Annotated in this window: 10 protein-coding genes; 4 read left to right on the forward strand and 6 right to left on the reverse strand. The window is 68.7% G+C overall.

Annotated features, from left to right (window positions below):
* Positions 1-14: 14 nt before the first annotated feature.
* The 3 genes from BLV57_RS21300 to BLV57_RS21310 all read right to left on the reverse strand — a co-directional run bounded on the left by BLV57_RS21300 (position 15) and on the right by BLV57_RS21310 (position 4,056).
* Positions 15-1,151, reverse strand: a complete 1,137-nt coding sequence (locus BLV57_RS21300; RefSeq protein ID WP_176968736.1) for a M20 family metallopeptidase — start codon at positions 1,149-1,151, stop codon at positions 15-17.
* Positions 1,148-2,623, reverse strand: coding sequence for an amidohydrolase family protein (locus BLV57_RS21305; RefSeq protein WP_091291364.1), 1,476 nt, complete (start codon positions 2,621-2,623; stop codon positions 1,148-1,150). Before BLV57_RS21305 ends, BLV57_RS21300 begins: the two co-directional genes overlap by 4 nt.
* Positions 2,624-2,754: 131 nt before the next feature.
* A complete protein-coding gene (locus BLV57_RS21310) occupies positions 2,755-4,056 on the reverse strand; it encodes an erythromycin esterase family protein (protein WP_091291974.1) in 1,302 nt (433 codons plus the stop codon).
* 308 nt (positions 4,057-4,364) lie between these two features.
* On the opposite strand from BLV57_RS21310, the gene BLV57_RS21315 reads away from it, so the two are divergent.
* Positions 4,365-6,635 (forward strand): M4 family metallopeptidase, encoded by a 2,271-nt coding sequence (locus BLV57_RS21315; RefSeq protein ID WP_091291365.1) that lies wholly within the window; start codon positions 4,365-4,367, stop codon positions 6,633-6,635.
* 102 nt (positions 6,636-6,737) lie between these two features.
* On the opposite strand, the gene BLV57_RS21320 is transcribed toward BLV57_RS21315, so the two are convergent.
* Positions 6,738-7,724: an ROK family transcriptional regulator gene (locus tag BLV57_RS21320; protein ID WP_091291367.1), complete on the reverse strand. Its 987-nt coding sequence runs from the start codon at positions 7,722-7,724 to the stop codon at positions 6,738-6,740.
* A 240-nt stretch (positions 7,725-7,964) separates the two neighbouring features.
* On the opposite strand from BLV57_RS21320, the gene BLV57_RS21325 reads away from it, so the two are divergent.
* The 3 genes from BLV57_RS21325 to BLV57_RS21335 all read left to right on the forward strand — a co-directional run bounded on the left by BLV57_RS21325 (position 7,965) and on the right by BLV57_RS21335 (position 17,021).
* A complete protein-coding gene (locus BLV57_RS21325) occupies positions 7,965-13,811 on the forward strand; it encodes a DUF7507 domain-containing protein (RefSeq protein WP_091291368.1) in 5,847 nt (1,948 codons plus the stop codon).
* Positions 13,812-13,963: 152 nt separating this feature from the next.
* Positions 13,964-15,538: a purple acid phosphatase family protein gene (locus BLV57_RS21330; RefSeq protein WP_091291370.1), complete on the forward strand. Its 1,575-nt coding sequence runs from the start codon at positions 13,964-13,966 to the stop codon at positions 15,536-15,538.
* Between the two features lie 16 nt (positions 15,539-15,554).
* Positions 15,555-17,021, forward strand: a complete 1,467-nt coding sequence (locus BLV57_RS21335) for a purple acid phosphatase family protein (protein ID WP_091291371.1) — start codon at positions 15,555-15,557, stop codon at positions 17,019-17,021.
* 81 nt (positions 17,022-17,102) lie between these two features.
* Here BLV57_RS21335 and BLV57_RS21340 read toward each other — a convergent pair whose 3' ends face one another.
* Complete coding sequence (locus BLV57_RS21340; protein WP_091291373.1) at positions 17,103-18,674, reverse strand: Na+/H+ antiporter; 1,572 nt, start codon at positions 18,672-18,674, stop codon at positions 17,103-17,105.
* Between the two features lie 42 nt (positions 18,675-18,716).
* Positions 18,717-20,123 (reverse strand): flavin monoamine oxidase family protein, encoded by a 1,407-nt coding sequence (locus BLV57_RS21345; protein WP_091291374.1) that lies wholly within the window; start codon positions 20,121-20,123, stop codon positions 18,717-18,719.
* Between the last annotated feature and the right edge of the window lie 66 nt (positions 20,124-20,189).

The raw sequence follows: 20,189 nt of genomic DNA on the forward strand, positions 1-20,189 counted from the left end.
ACGCGCCGGGCGAGTCACCGTTGTCCCGCACCAGAATCACCGGCCGACTTCGTCGCTGGATACGGATTACCTTGAGCCAGCACGGTTTTCACCAGCTCGGTCAGCAACGCGGTGCGGCGAGGCAACTCTTCGACGAGCACATGCTCGTGGTCGGCGTGCGCGCCACCGCCGACGGCGCCGAGCCCGTCGAGCGTCGGAACCCCCATGCCCGCCGTGAAATTCCCGTCCGACGCCCCGCCGACCGCGGCCGAGGTGAGCGGATCCAAGCCCAATTCCTTCGCCAGCGTGCACGCCAGGTCGAACAACGCCTGTGACGACTCGGCTTCCAGCGGCGCCCGGTTGATCCCGCCGGCAATGCGGACCCGGGTGCCGTCCAGCACCGGCCGCAGTTCCCGGATCGCCGCGTCGACGCGCTCCTGTTCCGCGCTGTCCCAGGCACGGACGTCGACCGACACGCTCGCGGCGGCCGGGACGGTGTTCATGGTCGTGCCCGCGGTCAGCGCGGTCGGCACGACGGTCGTGCCCCGCTCGGCGTCACCGAGCCGCGACACCGCGAGGATCTGGTGCGCGATCTCGATTCCGGCGTTACAGCCCTTCTCCGGTTCGAGCCCGGCGTGCGCGGCGCGGCCGTCGACCTCGATCCAGTACAGGGAAGTGCCCTTGCGGCGGGTTTTCAGCGCGCCGCCGTCAGCGGAGGCCTCCAGCACGAAGACCGCGTCGCAGCCCCACGCCTCCTCTTCGATGAGCATGCGCGAGGACGGCGAGCCGACCTCCTCGTCGCCGGTGATCAGGATCGACAGTCCCGTTCGGTCGGGCTGCGCCGCGGCGGCGTGCAGCGCCATCACGACCCCGGCCTTCATGTCGAAACATCCCGGCCCGCGCAGCACACCGTCGATCACCTCGAACGGATGCGTTTCCAGCGAACCCGTCGGCCACACCGTGTCGTGGTGCCCGAGCAGCAGCACCCTCGGGTCACCGCCGAACCGCCACCGCAGATGCGTGACACCGCCGGTGACGATGCGCTCCGGTTCGGCGCCCAGCAGCCGACGGCCGAGCGACGCCACGACCTCGGCGCTGCGGGCGACCGCCGCGTGGTCCGACGACGGCGACTCGCACCGCACCAAGGTCTCGATGTCGTCGAGCAGGCTCATCGCGGCTCACCCCGCAGCGCGCTGCCCGGATACGCGTCGACGAGCATTTCTCCTTGCGAGATAACGGGAACCCCGCCGACGAACAGATGCCGGACGCCGACGGAAGGCCGCGTCGAGTCGGTGTACGTCGCGGTGTCGGTGATCTTCGCGGGATCGAGCACGACCAGGTCGGCGTCCGCGCCGACGTCGAGCCGCCCCTTGCCGCGCGCCGCGGGCGCGACGTCGTCCAAGACCCGCGCGGGCAGGTAGGAACACCGGCGGAACGCCTCCAGCCAGGTCCACACGCCGGCCTCGCGCACCATCAAGCGCAGTGCCTTCGAGAACGTCCCCGCCGTACGCGGATGCGTGGTCCCGCGAGGCGGCAGCGGCCATTTCGTGCTCTCCTGGCTGCCATCCGGCCAGTACACCGGCATCGCGTCACTGGCGACGATCGAGTCCGGAAACGCCAAAGCCTGGCGCAGCAACGCGTTCTCGCGTGGATCACGCTCATCGAGGAACTCGAGGATGCACGGCGCGCCGGGGTCGAGACCGCGCAGTTCCCGCAGCCGCGCCTCGTCGGCGATGCGCTCGCCGGACTCGAGCATGAGCACACTCGACGCGCGAAGTCCCTTCATCCGCAAGCGATCCGGCTCCAGGAACGCCGCACCGATCGCGGTGCTGCCCGCACCGTACGGGTAGGCCTCGACGGTCACCCGCGAACCCTCGCGCCGCGCGCGGTCGAGCGATTTCAGCACCCGCTCGACGTGATGCCCCGAAGTGCTGTTGACGTGACAGTGGTGCATCGCGGCGCCGGTCTCGCCCGCCGCGGCGATGATCTCCTCCGACCCGTCGATGGGCGTGGCCGGATCGACCTCGATCAGCTCGCGCACGTGAGTGAAGGTCGGCGCGCCCGCCCGAGCGGCCAGCTGGGCGACCGCGAGGAACTCGGCCGGTTCGGTCAGCGGCGCGTAGCCCATCAGGATCCCGATGCCCAGCGCGCCTCCTGCCAGCTCACCCTCCAAAAGGGACAGCCAGGCGGCCAGCTCCTTCGGCGACGAAGAGCGTTGCCAGCGCGGGTTTCCGAGTACGTCGAGCCCGCTGTCGATCTGCGCGTCCGGCATGATCCCGGCCAGCACCTGCGCCCGCGCCGTGCCCCAGGACGCGGAGAACCCGTAGTTCAGCGGCCGCCCGGCGGCGGCGGCCTCGGCGTACGCGCGCTCGATCGGCATCAGCCCGGCCTCGAGGTCGAGCGCCGTGGTCACCCCGTCCATCGCCTGCAGCCGCTGCCCGGCGATCGAATGCACATGGCTGTGCAGGTCCACGAACCCCGGCCCGACCACGAGCCCGCTGACATCGATGACAACGGTGCCCGGCGGCGCGGCCAGGTCCGTACCGACCGCGGCCACCTTGCCACCGTCGAGCCGCACATCGGCCACGCCGTCGAAGCCGGTGGCCGGGTCGAGGACCCGGCCACCGCGCAGAAGTGTCCCCATTCCCCGTCTCCTCACGACACGGGACGGGGATCCACACCCCGCCCGCAGTCGAACCTAGGTGGCGGGCGGGCGGCCCCGTTCGTCCGCGCGGACGAACCAGGGCGCACCTGTCCGTTCACACGGACGAAACATCACGAACGCTGGGCGGCGGCCCGGACGTCGTGGAGGTGGATCACGATGTCGTAGGCACTGGCCAGCTTGACGTTCTCGGGTTCGACGGGGAACTGGGTGCCGATGGACCGGGTCGGGTGCGGGGCCTCCAGCCAGGCGCGCGCCTTCCCGGAGGCGGCGCGGACGTCGAGGTAGAAGTCCTCGTACGCGACCTTGTCGAGCGTGGCCTCGGCCATACCGGGCGCCGCGGCCCCCACCGTGAACTTCTCCCAGTTCCCGCCGCCGACGGCCTGGTTCGTCGACAGGAACGAGCCGCGGTCGAAGGTGAAGCCGATCGGGAGGTAGTCCTTGCCGAAGGCCCCGCGCAGGAACGACCCCTGCGTCTCCGGATGCAGCGGGTAGTCGCTCGAGAGGTAGGCGACGTGGTTGTTGTGCGCCGAGACCAGGATCTTGCCGCCGACCTGCCGCTGCCACCACTCGACGTTCTGCGCCATCACGCGGTCGCGCAGGCGCATGAACTCCGGCAGCGAGGCCTTGTCGTCCGGATCGATGGTGAGGAATTCGGCCGTCTGGGCGATGGAGCGCGCGTTCTGCACGACCCACGGGTCCTTCATACCGCTGATCAGGTCGAGTGCCTGCCGGGCCTGATCGGCGAGCTTCCGTCGTTCCGCCACCGGCTTGCGCACGTACGCGAATGCGTCCAGCGGGCGCAGTCCGGTGTAGAGCTCGGTGAGCCGCGGCAGCTTTTCCGGATGCTCGCGGCCGACGTAGCCGGTGACCCGCTCGAAGAACTCGTCGTCCATAGCGGGCGCGCCGACGTCGTCGCCCATGAAGTGCACGGTGCGGCCGGGGTGATCGCGGTTGTACGCGCGCATCCAGGTCAGCAGGCTCACGAATTCCTCGCGGTCCCACGGGCTGCCCGCCAGGTTCTTGGCGGCCACCTCGCGGACGTCACCCACGCCCGTCTGCAGGTACTCGTCGATCTTCAGCCCGGCCGACCAGCTCATCTCCAGCGCGAAGGTGGTGAACCCCTGGTGCTCGACGAGGTAGCGGAACACCCGCTCCTTCATGGCGAAGAACTCGTGCGAGCCGTGCGTCGCCTCGCCGAGCCCGACCACCTTCGCCTTGCCGATCATCGCGCCCAGCGCGCCCAGATCGGCCGTGGGCCGTCCCGGTTCGGTAGACCACAGTGGATGGGCCATTTGCTCTAACGCGCGGACCGGATCGCGCTGCCGATCGGCCGGTGCCGCCTCGGCGGTCGCCGGGATGAGGAACGACGCCGCCAGTGCCGCCGCCAAGACCGTTCTCGTTTTCGCTTTCATGAAACGATCATCGCGAGCGCGGGCCGTCAGCGCGGTGGCCTCCACATCCAGGTCCATACGGGTGCTGGCACCACTGGCCAGAGTGGACTGTATTCATCCCAAGTGCCCGAATCGGGCTATTACGGCTGTTTGTCGCACATTCACGACTCATCGCCGAAACGCAATGAGTTCAATACGTTCGTCGGTTGTTCACCGCGTGCCAACACCGGATTCTTGTTCGCGGTTCGTCGTAACACCTTTCTCACCTCTATTGATCACAGGCCCGGGCACCCCGGGTCCGGATCACCCTGCCCGGAGGAGAACCACCGATGAAATTGAGACGTCCTGGCGTACTCGCCGCGGCCGGCGTGCTGGCGGCAGCCATCGCGACGACTTCGGCGGCACAGGCGGCACAGCCACCGGCCGCGGCCCAATCGGCCGAGGCGATGGCGGTGTCCGCAGCGGAGAGCCTGGTCGCGGCGAAACCCGCCGCGCTCCACGCGAGCAACGATGATGTTTTCGTCCAGCGCAACGTGATCTCCTCCACCAACGGGCTGAAGTACATCCCGTACGAGCGGACCTACAAGGGTCTCCCGGTCGTCGGCGGCGACTTCGTGGTGGCGACGAACTCGACCGGTCAGGTCGTGGGCACGTCGGTGGCCCAGGACGTCGCGATCAACCTGCCCACCACCACGCCGAAGCTGAGCGCCGCGCAGGCCGAGGCCATCGCGCGCAAGCAGCTGTCCACTGTGGACAGCGCGGCCGCGCCGCAGCTCGTCACCTTCGCGCTCGGCAGCAGCCCCGCGCTCGCCTGGAAGAGCACGGTCGTCGGCAAGGACGCCGAAGGCGCCAGCAAGCTCGACGTCGTGGTCGACGCCGCCACCGGCGCCGTGCTGCACACGCAGGAACACGTCATGAACGGTGACGGCAACAGCGCCTACAACGGCCCCGCCGTGCACCTCGACACCACGCACTCGGGTAGCACCTACTCGCTGAAAGACCCGGCGATCACCAACACCAGCTGCCAGGACGCCGCGAACAACACCACCTTCAGCGGCCCCGACGACGCCTGGGGCAACGGCAACGCCACCAGCCGCGAGACCGGCTGCGTCGACGCGCTGTTCGCCGCGCAGACCGAGAACAAGATGCTCTCGCAGTGGCTCGGCCGCAACAGCTTCGACGGCAACGGCGGCGGCTGGCCGGTCCGGGTCGGCCTGAACGACCTCAACGCCTACTACGACGGCAGCCAGATCCAGATCGGGCACAACCAGTCCAACCAGTGGATCGGCTCGCTCGACGTCGTCGCGCACGAGCACGGCCACGGCATCGACGACCACACCCCCGGCGGCATCTCCGGCGCCGGCACCCAGGAGTTCGTCGCCGACGTCTTCGGCACCTCGACCGAGTGGTTCGCCAACGAGTCGTCGCCGTACGACACGCCGGACTTCCTGATCGGCGAGACGATCAACCTGGTCGGCTCCGGCCCGATCCGCAACATGTACAACCCGTCGGCGCTGGGTCACAAGAACTGCTACGACAGCCAGATCCCCAACACCGAGGTGCACGCGGCCGCGGGCCCCGGCAACCACTGGTTCTACCTGCTCGCCGAGGGCACCAACCCGACCAACGGCCAGCCGACCAGCACCACCTGCAACAACACCTCGATCACCGGTCTGGGTGTGCAGAGCGCGTTGAAGATCTTCTACAACGCGATGCTGATCAAGACCAGCGGCGCCTCGTACCTGAAGTACCGCACCTGGACGCTGACCGCGGCGAAGAACCTCTTCCCCGGCAGCTGCACCGAGTTCAACACCGTCAAGGCCGCGTGGGACGCCGTCAGCGTTCCGGCGCAGTCGGGTGACCCGACGTGCTCCGCGACCGGCACGGTCACCGTCTCGAACCCGGGCAACCAGTCCACCGTGACCGGCTCGGCCGTCAACCTGCCCCTCTCGGCCAGCGGCGGCACCGCGCCGTACAGCTGGACCGCGACCGGGCTGCCCGCAGGCCTGTCGATCAACGCCTCCACCGGCACCATCTCGGGCACCGCGACCACCGCGGGCACCTCGAACGTCACGGTGACCGCCAAGGACGCGGCGAACAAGACCGGCTCGGCCTCGTTCACCTGGACCGTCGGCACCTCGAACCCGACCTGCAGCGGCCAGAAGCTGACCAACGGCGGCTTCGAGTCCGGCAGCACCGGCTGGACCGCGTCCAGCGGCGTCATCGGCGCCAACGGCCCCGACCAGCCCGCACGCGGCGGCACCCAGAACGCCTGGCTGGACGGCTACGGCAGTAGCCACACCGACACGCTCGCGCAGTCGGTCGCCATCCCGGCGGGTTGCCACGCGACGCTGACGTTCTACCTGCACATCGACACCAACGAGACGGGCAGCACGGTCTACGACAAGCTGACCGTCGCGAACGGGTCGACCACGCTGGCGACGTACTCCAACGTCAACGCGGCCGCCGGGTACGTCCTCAAGACGATCGACGTCTCGTCGGCCGCCGGGCAGACCCTCTCGCTGAAGTTCACCGGCGTCGAAGACGCGTCCCTCCAGACGTCCTTCGTCATCGACGACGCGGCAGTAACCCTCAGCTGATCCCTGGCCGGTAAAAGCCCGAAAGCCACTTTCGTCAGATCCCATCTGACGAAAGTGGCTTTCGGGCTATCACACCTGACGAAAGTGGCTTTCGGGCTTCGGCTAGTTCTCGGCCACCCAGCGCTCGAAGACCAGGTTCTCGGCGGCCCGTACGCCGACGCTGATCGCGCCGACCAGCACGCCGTCGGCGCCGAGCTCGCCCTCGACGACGGTCGGCTGGTACGGGGTCAGCGAGCGCAGCGAGCGTTCGACCGACTCGAGCGGCAGCTCCTCGTCGCTGCCCATCCGGCCGGCGAGCACGATCAGCTCCGGATCGACGACGGCCGCCACGGAAGCCACGGTGTACGCCAGCCGCTGATGCAGCGGGCGGTCCTCTTCGTGCGGCAGGTAGCCGATCTCGCCCGCCGCCCCGGTCGCCCCGCGGAACACCCGGCCGTTGACCATCAGGCCCAGCCCGGAGTCCGCGCCGACCGTGAGGCAGGCGAACACCTTGGTCCCGCGCGCCGCGCCGCTCTCCCCTTCGCCGACGGCGGCCAGGTTCGCGTCGTTCTCGACCAGCACGTCGGCGCCGAGCGCGGTCTCCAGCTCGTCGAGCAGCCCCGGGCGGTCCCAGCCCGGCAGGTTGGGCGAGTGCCGGAAGCACCGGTTGACCGGATCGACGACACCAGGCGAGCCGATCACCCTGACCATGATCTCGGCGGGCGTGAGCCCGGCGGCGGCGATCGTGTCGGCCGCGATCCGCGCGACCACGGCGACCAGCTCACCGCCGGAGAACGCCCGGTTCGGCTCGTCGCGCCGCGCGACCACGGTCCGGCCGAGGTCCGAGACGGCGGCGCGGATGTAGTGGTGCCCGACGTCGATGCCCAGCACGTAGCCGGCGCCGGGGTCGGCTTCGTAGAGCGGCGCCGTGCGCCCGGCGAGCGTGGTGATCGTCCCGGCCGACCGGATCAGCCCGGCCGCTTCGAGCGCCTTGAGCACGAACCCGACGGTCGGTTTGGACAGGCCGGTGTCGACCACCGCCTGCGGCCGGGTCGCCGGCCCGCAGCGGCGCAGGAAGTCGAGCACCGCGCGCTGGTTCATCGCCCGCATCCAAGCGGGCGTGCTGGCCGTAGAGCCATGTATGCGGACAACCACCTGCTCAGGAGACCGCATCCGGGCACCGGTAACCATGAGGAACGACCGGCAGGTTCACCGGCAGTTCCGGGTCGCCCGCTTTACGATCTCGGAGGTAACCCGCCCGGGTGACAAGTCGAGCGTCACGCCTTCGCGGGCGTCCCCTTCCAGGGTGATCGGGCGGGCACGGACCGTGCGCGCGTGCCAGGCTCCCGTATGCGGATTTCCGGTAAGCCAGGCCGTTTCTTCGTGGCGCTCGCGCTCATTTTCATCAGCGCGGCGATCGGGGCGGGCCCGGCCCGCGCGGGCGTCGTGAAGCAATTCAGCCTGGACTACAACGAGGTCGTGTACGGCGATTTCCTGTACGCGGGAAATGGCGTCATGCGCTGCCCGGTCACCGCGGACGGCGCGCCGACCATCCCCGGCTACACCCCCACGATCTGCGCGAACTCCGCGGACCGCACCGACAACCAGGTCAACGACCAATTCTTCATGCAGTGGTCCGATGTGGACTCCGACCCCGGCACCTTCGACTCGTCGAGCGCGTCAGTCACCATTCCGCCCGGCGCGAAAATCACTTTCGCGCGGTTGAACTGGGCGGGTAACACGGGCGTGTACAACTATGCGCCGAATGTTCCCTTGCCGACGAAAATGTGCCAAGACCGGCTCAATCGCACGCCCGCCGTATTACCGGACGGAAAGCCCGCCGACCAGAAGGTGCGACTGACCGTCGGCGGTGACGCCGCCACCGATCTGGCGCCGAGCGGCTACATCGAGGACCCGTCGAACAGCTACAGCGGCGGCCAGTACTACTCGGCCTACTCCGACGTCACCGGCCAGTTCGCCAAGGCGCCGACCGGGTCGCCGCTGAAGCTGACCGTCGGCAACGTCTGGGCGCCCAAGGGCTTCAACTGCATGGGCGGCTGGTCCATCGACCTGGTCTACGCCTATCCCGAGCGCAACCCGGACTTCGCGCCGAACAAGCGCGAGGTCTTCATCTACAACGGTCACGTCCGCCAGAACAGCGGCGACCCGACCACCCCCACGACGATCACCGGCTTCCGCGCCGCGGCCGCCGACGCGCACGTCGGCGTCACCGCCTACGAGGGCGACTGGGGCATCGACGGCGACCAGTTCCTGATCAACGACAAGCCGGTCGCCGAGCCCACCACCGGCTCGGACAAGAACTTCTTCATCTCCAACACCGACAACGCCACCGCGCCCAACGTGAAGAACAACTTCAGCGTCGACGCGAAGTCGTTCAACGTCACCACCATCGCGGCCGGCTCGACCAGCGCCAAGCTGGGCTTCGTCACCTCGCGCGACTCCTACCTGGCGCAGAACCTCGCCTTCTCGACGCCGGTGCCGGAACTGCAGATCACCAAGAAGGCCGACCCGAAGGTGGTGCACGCGGGCAACCAGGTCACCTTCACCATCGAGGTCAAGAACCCGAGCAACGCGCCCGCGAGCGGGGTCCGCGTCGTCGACGACGCCTTCCCGGCCTGCTCCCGGGTGATCGGCAACCTCAAGGGCGGCCAGAGCACCACCTACACCTGCACCGCGACCGCACCGGCCGACGACTTCACCAACACCGCGAAGGTCACCGGCACCAGCGCGCTCAACGAGCCGCTCGACGGCTCGTCCAGCGTGACGGTCGACGTCGTGCACCCGGCGATCGGCCTCACCAAGAAGGCCGACAAGGACGGCTACCGGACCGGCGAGACCGTCACGTTCACCATGACCGTCACCAACACCGGCGACGTGCCGCTCACCGCGATCACCGTGGCCGACCCGAAGACGCCGTCCTGCGCGCGCCGGGTGCCTGGCACGCTCGCGGCAGGCCAGTCGTCGACCTTCACCTGCACCACGCAGGCCCCGGTGCCCGACGGCGTCAACACCGCGACCGTGACCGGCGTCGACGGGCTCGGTCAGCGGGTCGACGCCTCCGCCGACGCGCCGGTGCCGGTCGTCGCGCCCGCGATCACCATCGAGAAGTCGGCCAGCCCGGAGACCATCCACGCCGGGGACACGGTCACCTGGACGATCAAGGTCACCAACACCGGCGACACCCCGCTCCAGTCGATCAAGACGACCGACGACACCACCACGGCCTGCTCGCGCTCCCTCACCAACCTGAACCCCGGCGGCTCGGAGACCTACACCTGCACCGCGAACCCGTCCGAGACGACGACGAACACGGTCAACGTGACCGCCAGCGACTTCTTCGGCGGCCCGCCCGTGACGGCGACGGACTCGGCCACGGTGACCGTGCTCAGCCCGGCGCTGAGCATCACCAAGGAAGCTTCGCCTCGCGTGGTCCGCGCGGGCGACGAGATCACGTTCACCATCGCGGTCACCAACACCGGCGACGTGCCGCTCACCGGCGTCACCGTCACCGACGACCGCACGCCGTCCTGCGCGAAGACGATCGGCACGCTGCTGCCGAAGCAGTCGCAGACCCACACCTGCACGGCGAAGGCGCCCGACAGCGGCTTCACCAACACCGCGACCGCGACCGGCAAGGACCCGCTCGCCAAGGAGGTCAAGGTCACCGCCGACGCGGCGGTCGAGGTCATCCACCCCTCGGTGAGCATCGTCAAGGACGCCGCGCCCGCGGTGGTCCGCTCCGGCGACACGGTCACGTACACGATCACCGTGACCAACACGGGCGACGCCACGCTCACCGGCGTGGCGGTCGCGGACGCCCGGATTCCCGCGTGCGACAAGACCTTGGGCACGCTGCAACCGAAGGCCACGCAGACGTACACGTGTACGACCGTGGCCGGCGAGCAAGGCTTCACCAACACCGCGAAGGTGACCGGCACCGATCCGACCAACCGCCCGGTCGACGCCACCGACGACGCGACGTTCACGGTGACGCACCCGGCGATCACCCTCGCCAAGGACGTCACCGGCGGCCCGTTCCGTGAGGGCGACACGGTGCCGTTCCAGCTCACGGTGACCAACACCGGCGACGTCCCGCTGACCGGCGTCCAGGTCACGGACCCGCTGGTCACGGCGTGCGCGCAGACCTATGACGGCACGCTCGCACCGGGTGCGGCCTGGACCTTCGGCTGCACCTTCGTGGCGGGCAAGGACGACTTCACCAACGTCGCCTCGGTCACCGGCACGCCACCGGTCGGCCCGCCGGTGACGGCGACGGACGACACCCCGGTCGACGTCATCCACCCGGCGGTGACCATCACCAAGGACGCCACGCCCATGGTCGTCAGGGCGGGCGACACGGTCACGTTCACCCTCACGGTGACCAACACCGGCGACTCCCCCTTGTCGGCGGTCACCGTCACCGACCCGATCGCCCCTGCCTGCGCCAAGACGCTCGGAACCCTTGCCCCGCAAGCGAAGCAGACGTACACCTGCACGCTCGTGGCAGGCAAGGACGACTTCACGAACGTCGCTTCGGTCACCGGAACCGACCCGTCCAACCGCCCGGTCACCGCGACCGACGATGCCTCCGTCGACGTCATCCACCCCGCGGTGACCATCACCAAGGACGCCGCGCCCACGGCGGTCCGCGAAGGCGACACGGTCACGTTCACCCTCGTGGTCAAGAACACCGGCGACGTCCCACTGACGTCCGTGTCCATTGTGGATGACAAGACTCCAGCCTGTGCCAGGGCCTTCGACACGCTCGGTGCAGGCGCCCAGCAGCAGTTCACCTGCACCGTGGTGGCGGGCGCCGACGGCTTCACCAACACGGCCAAGGTGACCGGAACCGACCCGACCGGCCGCCAGGTCGACGCGACGGACGACGCCACGTTCACGGTGCTGCATCCCGGGATCTCGATCACCAAGGACGTCAAGGGCGGCCCGTTCCGCGCCGGCGACACGGTCACGTTCACCCTCACCGTCGCCAACACGGGCGACTCCCCCTTGACCGCGGTCACCGTCACCGACGAGCTGGCCCCGAACTGCGCTCGCACCTTCGACACGCTCGCGGCAGGCGCCTCGCAGACCTACGAATGCACCATGACGGCCCCGGCCGACGACGCCGTGAACGTCGCCAAGGTGTCCGGCACTCCCCCGACGGGACCGCCCTTGACGACCTCGGACGACGCGAAGATCGACGTCATCCACCCGGCCGTGAAGATCACCAAGGAGGCTTCACCTCGCACGGTCCGCGCGGGCGACGACGTGACGTTCACGATCGTCGTGACGAACACCGGCGACGTGCCGCTGACCGATGTGTCCATCGTGGACTCTCAAACGTCCTCGTGCGCCAAGACTTTCGCTCGCCTGGAAGGCGTCGAAACCTACCAATGCACGACCAAGGCACCCCAAGACGACTTCACCAACACGGCGGTCGTCACGGGCAATGACCCGACCAGCCGCCCGGTGACGGACACGGCGACGGCCACCGTCGACGTCATCCACCCGGCGGTGACCATCACGAAGGACGCGTCGCCTGGCGCGGTCCGAGAAGGCGACACGGTCACGTTCACCCTCGTGGTCAAGAACACCGGCGACGTCACACTGGCCCCTGTATCCATTGTGGACTCAAAGACTCCCTCATGTTCTAGGACCTTCGACTCGCTCGCGGCAGGCGCCCAGCAGCAGTTCACCTGCACCGTGGTCGCGGGAGCCCAGGGCTTCACGAACACCGCGACGGTCACCGGAACCGACCCACTCCAACGCCCGGTGACGGCGACGGACGACGCGACGTTCACCGTCCAGCGCCCCGGAATCTCGATCACCAAGAACACCAAGGGCGGCCCGTTCCGCACCGGCGACTCGGTCACCTTCGAGATCGTGGTCACCAACACCGGCGACGTCCCGTTGAAGGACGTGAAGGTGACCGACCCGCTGGCCCCCGAATGCGCCCGCACCTTCCCGAGCCTCCCGGCCAACGGCGTCCAGCGTTACCCCTGCACCATGACCGCCCCCGCGGACGACGTGACCAACAAGGCCTCCGTCACCGGAACCCCGCCGGTCGGCCCGCCGGTGACGGCGACGGCCGAAGCCCCGGTCGACGTGATCTATCCGGGAATCAAGCTCACCAAGCAGGCATCCCCCACGCAGGTCCGCCCCGGCGAACAGGTCACCTTCACGTTGACGGTGACCAACACCGGCGACGTGCCACTCAAGTCCGTGTCCATCGTGGACGACAAGACGCCCGCCTGCGCCTTCACCATCGAGGTATTGGCGCCTGGCGCTTCCCAAAGCCACCAATGCACGACCAACCCGCAAGCCGGCATCACCAACACGGCGACGGCGACCGGCACCGACCCCACGAACCGCCCGGTGACCAGCACGAGCACCGCGACGGTGACGGTGATCGGCCCCGGCATCTCCATCACCAAGACCGCCGACCCCAAACCGCTCCTCACCGGCCAGCAGGCGACCTTCACCCTCATCGTGAAGAACACGGGCGACGTCCCCCTCACCGACGTCACGGTGACGGACCCACTCGCCCCCGCCTGCGCGACCACCCTCGGCACCCTCGCCCCCGGCGAGTCCTCGAAGCCGATCACCTGCACGGTCACCATGCCCGACCATGATCTCACCAACATCGCGACGGCGACCGGCAACGACCCCACAGGCCGACCGGTCGTCTCCACCGACGACGCCACGGTCAAACTCGCCAAGCCCGCCATAACCCTGACAAAGAAGGCGGACGCGACGACCACCCCCGGTGCCACGGTCACCTTCACGCTCACGGTGACCAACACCGGCAACGTCGACCTGGCCCCTGTCAAGGCCGCCGACCCGGCTTACCCGCAGTGCGACCGCGCCTTCGACCGCCTGCCCGCGGGCGAACACCAAGAATGGACGTGCACGGCCACCGCGCCCCACTCCGGCGACCTGACCAACACCGCGACGGCCACCGGAACCCCGGACACCGCCCAGCCCGCCACCCCGGTCACGGACACGGCGACCGCCATCGTCAAGGTGAACACCCCCTCCACACCCGATGTCACACCGCCCCCGTCTCACCCGAAGCCCTTGGCGAACACCGGCTTCGACCCCGTGCCCCCGTCACTGGTCGCGCTAGGCCTGCTCCTCGCGGGCACTCTCCTGGTGCTCCGCCCGAGGCGCCGCTAGGCGTCGTGAATGTCCGCTGGGGTCGTGAGTGTTCCGGCCGGTTCTAACCGGTCTAAACACTCACGACCCCACCTTGCAGAGTTCCGTGCAATCGGTTACCTGGGTGATCCACACCCATTGACATAGTTAGTAAGGCTTCTTAACTTCGGAATATGTCTGAGACTCCCGCTCGGCAACCCCGTTTGGCCGAGCAGTACGAGTACTTCACCAAACGCCACTCCCGCCGGACGGTCCTCCAAGCGAGCACGCTCGTGGCCGGGAGCATGCTGCTGCCCGGCACGACGGCGGCGGCCTCGACCACCGGCCCGACCGTGCTGCTCACCGCCGAAACGGCCGCGGGCTCGGCGCTGCGGCCGTTCGGCAGGCATCTCGCCTATGGGGCCGATTCGTCCCGTCAGGTGGTGGTCTCCTGGCAGACACCGGCCAAGGTGACCGCGCCGTTCCTCCGGTTCGGCACCGTGCCCGGACAGTTCGGCGAGGCCATCCCCGCGGAGGTGCGGGCGCTGACGAGCCAGCTCGCCTGGCAGAAGCCGGACCACACGTTCTCGCCCCATCTGTCCGAGTCGGTGACCCAGTACTACCTGCACGTCCGGCTCGACGATCTGCTGCCCAACACGACCTATTACTACGTCGTCGGCCACCAGGGCTACGACCCGACCACCAGCGGGCGCATCGGCGAGATCGCCACCTTCCGCACCTCCGCCGCGCCCGGCCGCACCGACGCGTTCACCTTCACCGCCTTCGGTGACCAGGGCGTCGGCTACAACGCCATCGCGACCAACAGCCTGATCGCCGACCTCGCGCCGGCGTTCCACCTCGCCATGGGCGACCTCAGCTACGCCCTGAACGGCGAAGGCGGGCATCCGGCCGAGGACGTTTACGACGCGCGCAAGTGGGATTCCTTCTTCTCCCAGAACGAAATCATCGCCGCGGGCATCCCGTGGATGGTCGCGCTCGGCAACCACGAGATGGAAGGCTGGTACCCGTACAACGGCTACGGCGGCATGCGTGCCCGGTTCACCATGCCGGACAACGCCTGGGACGGCTCGACCTGCATCTACTCGTGGCGCTACCAGAACGTCGCCTTCCTCAGCCTGGACGGCAACGACATCTGCTACAACAGCCAGTCCAATTTGGACTACACGGAGGGCAAGCAGCTCGCCTGGCTCGGCTCCCAGCTGGCGAAGTTCCGCGCCGATCCGACGGTCGAGTTCATCATCGTGTACTGCCACCAGTGCACGTACTCGACCTCCGACGCGAACGGCGCGGAACTCGGCGCGCAACAGAAGTGGGCGCCGCTGTTCGACAAGTACAAAGTGGACCTGGTGCTCAACGGGCACAACCACCTCTACGAGCGGACCGACCCGATCCGCGCGGGCAAGGGCACCAAGAAGGTGCCGTCCTCAGGCACCGTCAACTCCGTCAAGGACGGCGTCACCTACATCACCGCGGGCGGTGGCGGCGAGGGTATCAGCTCCATTGTGGACGGTGTCGCGGAAAGCTACATGGGCAACGTCAAGGACGTCTCGGCGAAGATGCGGTTCGACACCGAGGAAGGCGAGACCCAGAAGGTCACGGTCACCTGGTCCCGCGTGCGCTACCGCGGCTACAGCCTCGTCTCGGTCGACGTGGTGCCGCCGTCGGACGGCACGCCGGCCCAGCTGAAGGTCCGCGCGCTCACCGAGACCGGCACGCTGGTCGACGAGATCACCATCCGCCGTAGCTGAATCCCGGAAGGCCGCCATGTCTCAGACCACTTATTCGCGACGGAACCTGTTCCGCTTCGGCGCCAAAAGCACCCAAACCAAAGCGGCTTCGACGCTGCGCCCGCTCGGCCGTCACCTCGCCTACGGTGCCGATCCTGCCAAGCAGGTCGTGATCTCCTGGCAGGAGCTGACCAAGGTCACCGGCCCGTACGTGCGGATCTCCACCACCCCTGGCAACTTCGGCCAGCCCATCGCCGCCGAGGTCCGCACGCTCGAAAGCCAGCTCTCGTGGCAGAAACCGGATCACGACTTCCCGCCGCACACACCGCCGACGACCCAGTACTTCCTGCACGCCAAACTCGACAACCTGACGCCGGACACCAGGTACTACTACGTCGTCGGCCACCAGTCCTACGACCCGACCACCACCGGCCGCTCCGACGAGATCGCCAGCTTCCGCACGGCGGGCGGCACCGGCCCGTTCTCGTTCACCGCGTTCGGCGACCAGGGCGTCGGTTACAACGCGCGCAGGCTCAACAGCATGGTCGCGGACCTCGCGCCCGCCTTCAACCTCGCCATGGGCAACCTCAGCTACGCCATCTACGAGGGCGACCCCGGCAACGAGGGCGCCCACACGAGCAAGGACAAGTACGACGCCCGCATCTGGGATTCCTTCTTCGCCCAGAACGAGATCGTCGCCGCGGGCATCCCGTGGATGATCTCACTCGGGAACCGCGAGATGGAGGATTGGTATTCCGGCAACGGTTATGGCGGCGTCAAGGCGCGTTTCACCATGCCGGACAACGCCTGGAGCGGCTCGACCGGCGTCTACTCGTGGCGGTACCGGAACGTCGGACTGCTGAGCCTGGACGGCAACGACATCTGCTACCGCAACACGGGGAACCTCGACTACAGCGGGGGCAAGCAGCTCAGCTGGCTCGACAGTCAGCTCGGCAAGTTCCGCGCCGATCCGTCGATCGAGTTCATCGTCGTCTACTGCCACCACGCCACGTACACGACAGCCGACGCGGGCGGCGCCGAAACGCTCGCCCAGCAGAAATGGGCGCCCTTGTTCGACAAGTACAAAGTGGACTTGGTGCTCAACGCGCACAACCGGCTTTACGAGCGCACGGACCCGATCCGCGCGGGCAAAGCCACAAAACAGGTGAAACCGCGCGGAACGGTCAACTCGGTCTCGGACGGGACCACGTACATCACGGCCGGTGGCGGCGGGCAGAACCTGGACACGTTCTTCAAGAAGATCGCCGAGTCCTATCTGGACCATGAGACCAGCGTGAGTTCCACGTCGATGAAGACCTACAAGAAGGGAAGCTCGTCCTACACCGAAACCAAGGTGACCTGGTCCCGGGTGCGCTACCGCGGCTACGGCCTGGTCGCGGTCGACGTCACCCCGGCCGCGAACGGCGTCCCCGGCCAGCTCAAGGTGCGCGCGTTCGCCGACGACGGCACCCAGGTCGACGAGGTCACCATCAAACGCGCCTGACAGCGGGACCGGGATAAAGCGGGCTTTATCCCGGGGTGCTTTTCCCCGGGATAAAGCCCGCTTTATCCCGGGGTCGACCCGCTACTCCGCGACTTCGCGGCGGGAAAGCCGGACCTCCTCGATGTCCAGCTTGTACTGGATCTGGCGCAGGACCGTGTCGTCGATCCGCCGTTCATCGCGCAGACGGATGATCGTGGCCCGCTTGTGCGCCAGCAACTCCAGGCGCAGTGCCGCGTACTCGGCTTCCGCGCGGTGAACGGCCACGTCCTCGTCGGCCTCCGAGGACTGGAGGTGCGCGCGGTACTCCGCGACCGTGCGCGCCACGACCGCTTCGGCGGTGCCAAGCCGTCCGGCGATGCCGGGCATCGCGGCCATCGCCTCTTCGGCCGCGATGCGGGCGGCGAGCGCGCGCTCCTCGTCGACCGCGGTGTCCGGCTCCAGCCGGGCCCAGCGCACCACGGACGGCAGCACGAGCCCCTGGACCACCAGGGTGACCACGACAACGCCCGCGGTGACGAAGATGATCGTGTCCCGGTCGGGGAACGGCCTGCCGTCGGCCATCGTCTCCGGCACGGCGAGCGCGGCCGCCAGCGACACCGCTCCGCGGAACCCGGACGACGCGCTGAGCACTCTCGGCCTGGCGCCGACGCGGCGCAGCCGTTGCTGCGGGCGCCGGTCGAGCGCGCGGATGAGATAGGGCGTGGTGAACGTCCAGACGAACCGGCTGCCGATGACCACGGCCGAGATCACACCGACCATGCCGAGCGCGATCGGCACCGGCGTGGTCAGCCCGCGCACGACCGCGTGCGCCTGCAGTCCGATGAGGACGAACAGCGCCCCGTTGAGCACGAAGGTGGACAGGCTCCAGAACGCCTCGGCCTGGCGCCGCGTGTCCGCGCGGACGACGCGCGGGCCGACCTGGCTCAGCGTCAGCCCGCAGACCACGACCGCGAGCACGCCGGACGCGTGCACCAGCTCGGCGCAGAGGAAGGCCGCGAACGGGGTGAGCAGGCTGACCAGGTTCTCGTGCAGCGGGTTGTCGAGCAGCCGCCTGGTCCGCACCGCGAGCCAAGCCACCAGCAGGCCGGACGCCGCGCCGCCGACATAGGCGATCGCCGACAGCAACGCCACGTTGCCTGGGGTCGCGACCTGCTCGCCGGTGGTGACGCCGACCGCGAGACCGTAGATGACCAGCGCCGTCCCATCGTTGACCAGGCTTTCCGCCCGCAGCGTCGTCACCATCCGCCGCGGCAGCGCCCGCGCGATGACGCCGACCGCGGTGGCGTCGGTCGGCGCGAGCGCCGCGCCGAGCACCCACGCCGGTCCCCAGCCGAGCCCGAGTTCGTGCGCGGCCACCGCCACCACGGCCGCGGTCGCGATGACCAGCGCCGTGCTCGCCAGGATGATGACCCGCAGGTTGTTGCGGATCTCGCGCAGCGAGGTGGTGAGGCTTTCCCAGTACAGCAGCGCGGGCAGGAACAGCAGCAGCATCGTCTCCGGCGGCAGGCTGGCCTTGCGCAGCGCCGGGACGAAGCCCAGCAGGATGCCGGCGACGAGCAGCAGCACCGGCGGGGTGATCCGCAGTTTGGCGGCGGCGGCGCTGCCCAGCAGGATCGCCACCCCGAGCACCACGACGATCTCGAGGCCGAACACGGCGCCTCCTCACGCGACGGACAAATCGCAGGAGAATTTACCTCAGCGGCCGAACCACTCCGGGATGACTTTTCGGACGAACTCGCTGATGCACTCCAGCGTCGGACCGGAGAGGATCTCGCCGACGAAGTAGACGCCATCGCGCCCCTGGCTCGCTTCCACCTCGCCGAACCAGCCGTCACGCAGCGCGGCCGCGCTCGGGTACGCGGGCCATTCGGCGATGGTCTCGGCGATCAACTCGGGATCGCGGAAGAGGAAGAGGCTCTCCTTGGCTAGCGCCCACGCCTGCTCGTCCGAGATGGAGAGGTCCGAGTTGCTGAAGCACACCCAATACGGCCCGGCGTGCTGCTTGTTGACCGCGGTCACGCGGTGCAGCGACTGCTCGGGGTCGGTGTCGGTGTAGCTGCCGTACGGGTCGATCACCCAGAACCCGAGCTGGTCCTTGGGGAACTCGATGAGCTCCTCCCCCGCCCGGACGAGATAGCTGCGCGTCCAGGTGCGCGGGCAATTCTTCTCCGAGAACAGATCGCCGGGCAGGAACTCCCGGATCTGGGACGGCCGTGCGGTCACGATCACGCTCGCGTAGGTCTTGCTGTGTTCGGCGCCGCCGTCCTGCCAGGTGACTCGGCGGCCGTCCACCCGGGTGACCCGGGCGCCGGTCGTGACGGTGAGGTCGTGGTCGTCGGCGATGCGCCGCAGAAAGCTGATGAACCCGCGCGGGAAGCTGCGGGCGATCGGTCTTCGCGAGTCGATCTGCGCGCGCAGTGACGGCGGCATCCGGTCGAGCAACGCCTGTCTGTCCGCCGGATAGACGGCGAGCAGCAGCTTCGCCAGCTGCGACACGTGGCCGGAGATGTGCGCGTTGATGTTGATGACGGTCTCGGCGGGCTGGCGCGGCCTGCGCATGTTGGCGTAGAGCGCGATGCCTTGCAGGATCTCGCCGACCAGCGGGGCGTGCCGCGCCCGGTAGGTCTCCCAGGTTTCGCCCGCGGGCCCGTCGAAGGCCAGGCCGCCCAGGCCGGGACCCCGCCGCTCGCGGACCGCGCGTTCGATGATCGTCCACGCCTCGGCGAGCTGGTCGACCGCTTGCAGCGGCGTCAAGCTCTGCAGCAGCGGCACGAAATGCGGCGGTATGGCCACGACCGGCTTGCCCGACTCGGACCGCGAGACGAAGTACAACGCCTCGGTCTGCAGCTCGACCGGGTGCCTGCTGGTCAGCTCCTCGACGGCTGTACCCGCCATGTCCGGGCCGAAATCCTGCTGGCCGAGCAGATGTGCTTGGAAGTCGTAGACCTGGCCATCGACGGTGACGGTTTCGCTGTAGCCGCCAAGCCGCGCGCCCGCTTCGAGGACGTCGATGTCCCGATAGCCGAGTTCACGCAGCTTGGCCGCGACGAGGATGCCGCTCTGCCCGCCGCCCACCACGCACACCGGTGCGGAGAAATCCATGACGGTCAACCCTGCCCATGGCCGGGGTACTCGTCGACCGGCCACCAGAGTGATGACGCAGCGTGA

The sequence above is a fragment of the Amycolatopsis xylanica genome (assembly GCF_900107045.1).
Classification (GTDB): Bacteria; Actinomycetota; Actinomycetes; order Mycobacteriales; family Pseudonocardiaceae; genus Amycolatopsis; species Amycolatopsis xylanica.

What these genes read in the sequence shown, in the direction of transcription:
- BLV57_RS21300 (WP_176968736.1), bottom strand. Translation starts at nt 1,151, where the DNA reads ATGAGCCTGCTCGACGACATCGAGACCTTGGTGCGGTGCGAGTCGCCG.
- BLV57_RS21305 (WP_091291364.1), bottom strand. Translation starts at nt 2,623, where the DNA reads ATGGGGACACTTCTGCGCGGTGGCCGGGTCCTCGACCCGGCCACCGGC.
- BLV57_RS21310 (WP_091291974.1), bottom strand. Translation starts at nt 4,056, where the DNA reads ATGAAAGCGAAAACGAGAACGGTCTTGGCGGCGGCACTGGCGGCGTCG.
- BLV57_RS21315 (WP_091291365.1), top strand. Translation starts at nt 4,365, where the DNA reads ATGAAATTGAGACGTCCTGGCGTACTCGCCGCGGCCGGCGTGCTGGCG.
- BLV57_RS21320 (WP_091291367.1), bottom strand. Translation starts at nt 7,724, where the DNA reads ATGCGGGCGATGAACCAGCGCGCGGTGCTCGACTTCCTGCGCCGCTGC.
- BLV57_RS21325 (WP_091291368.1), top strand. Translation starts at nt 7,965, where the DNA reads ATGCGGATTTCCGGTAAGCCAGGCCGTTTCTTCGTGGCGCTCGCGCTC.
- BLV57_RS21330 (WP_091291370.1), top strand. Translation starts at nt 13,964, where the DNA reads ATGTCTGAGACTCCCGCTCGGCAACCCCGTTTGGCCGAGCAGTACGAG.
- BLV57_RS21335 (WP_091291371.1), top strand. Translation starts at nt 15,555, where the DNA reads ATGTCTCAGACCACTTATTCGCGACGGAACCTGTTCCGCTTCGGCGCC.
- BLV57_RS21345 (WP_091291374.1), bottom strand. Translation starts at nt 20,123, where the DNA reads ATGGATTTCTCCGCACCGGTGTGCGTGGTGGGCGGCGGGCAGAGCGGC.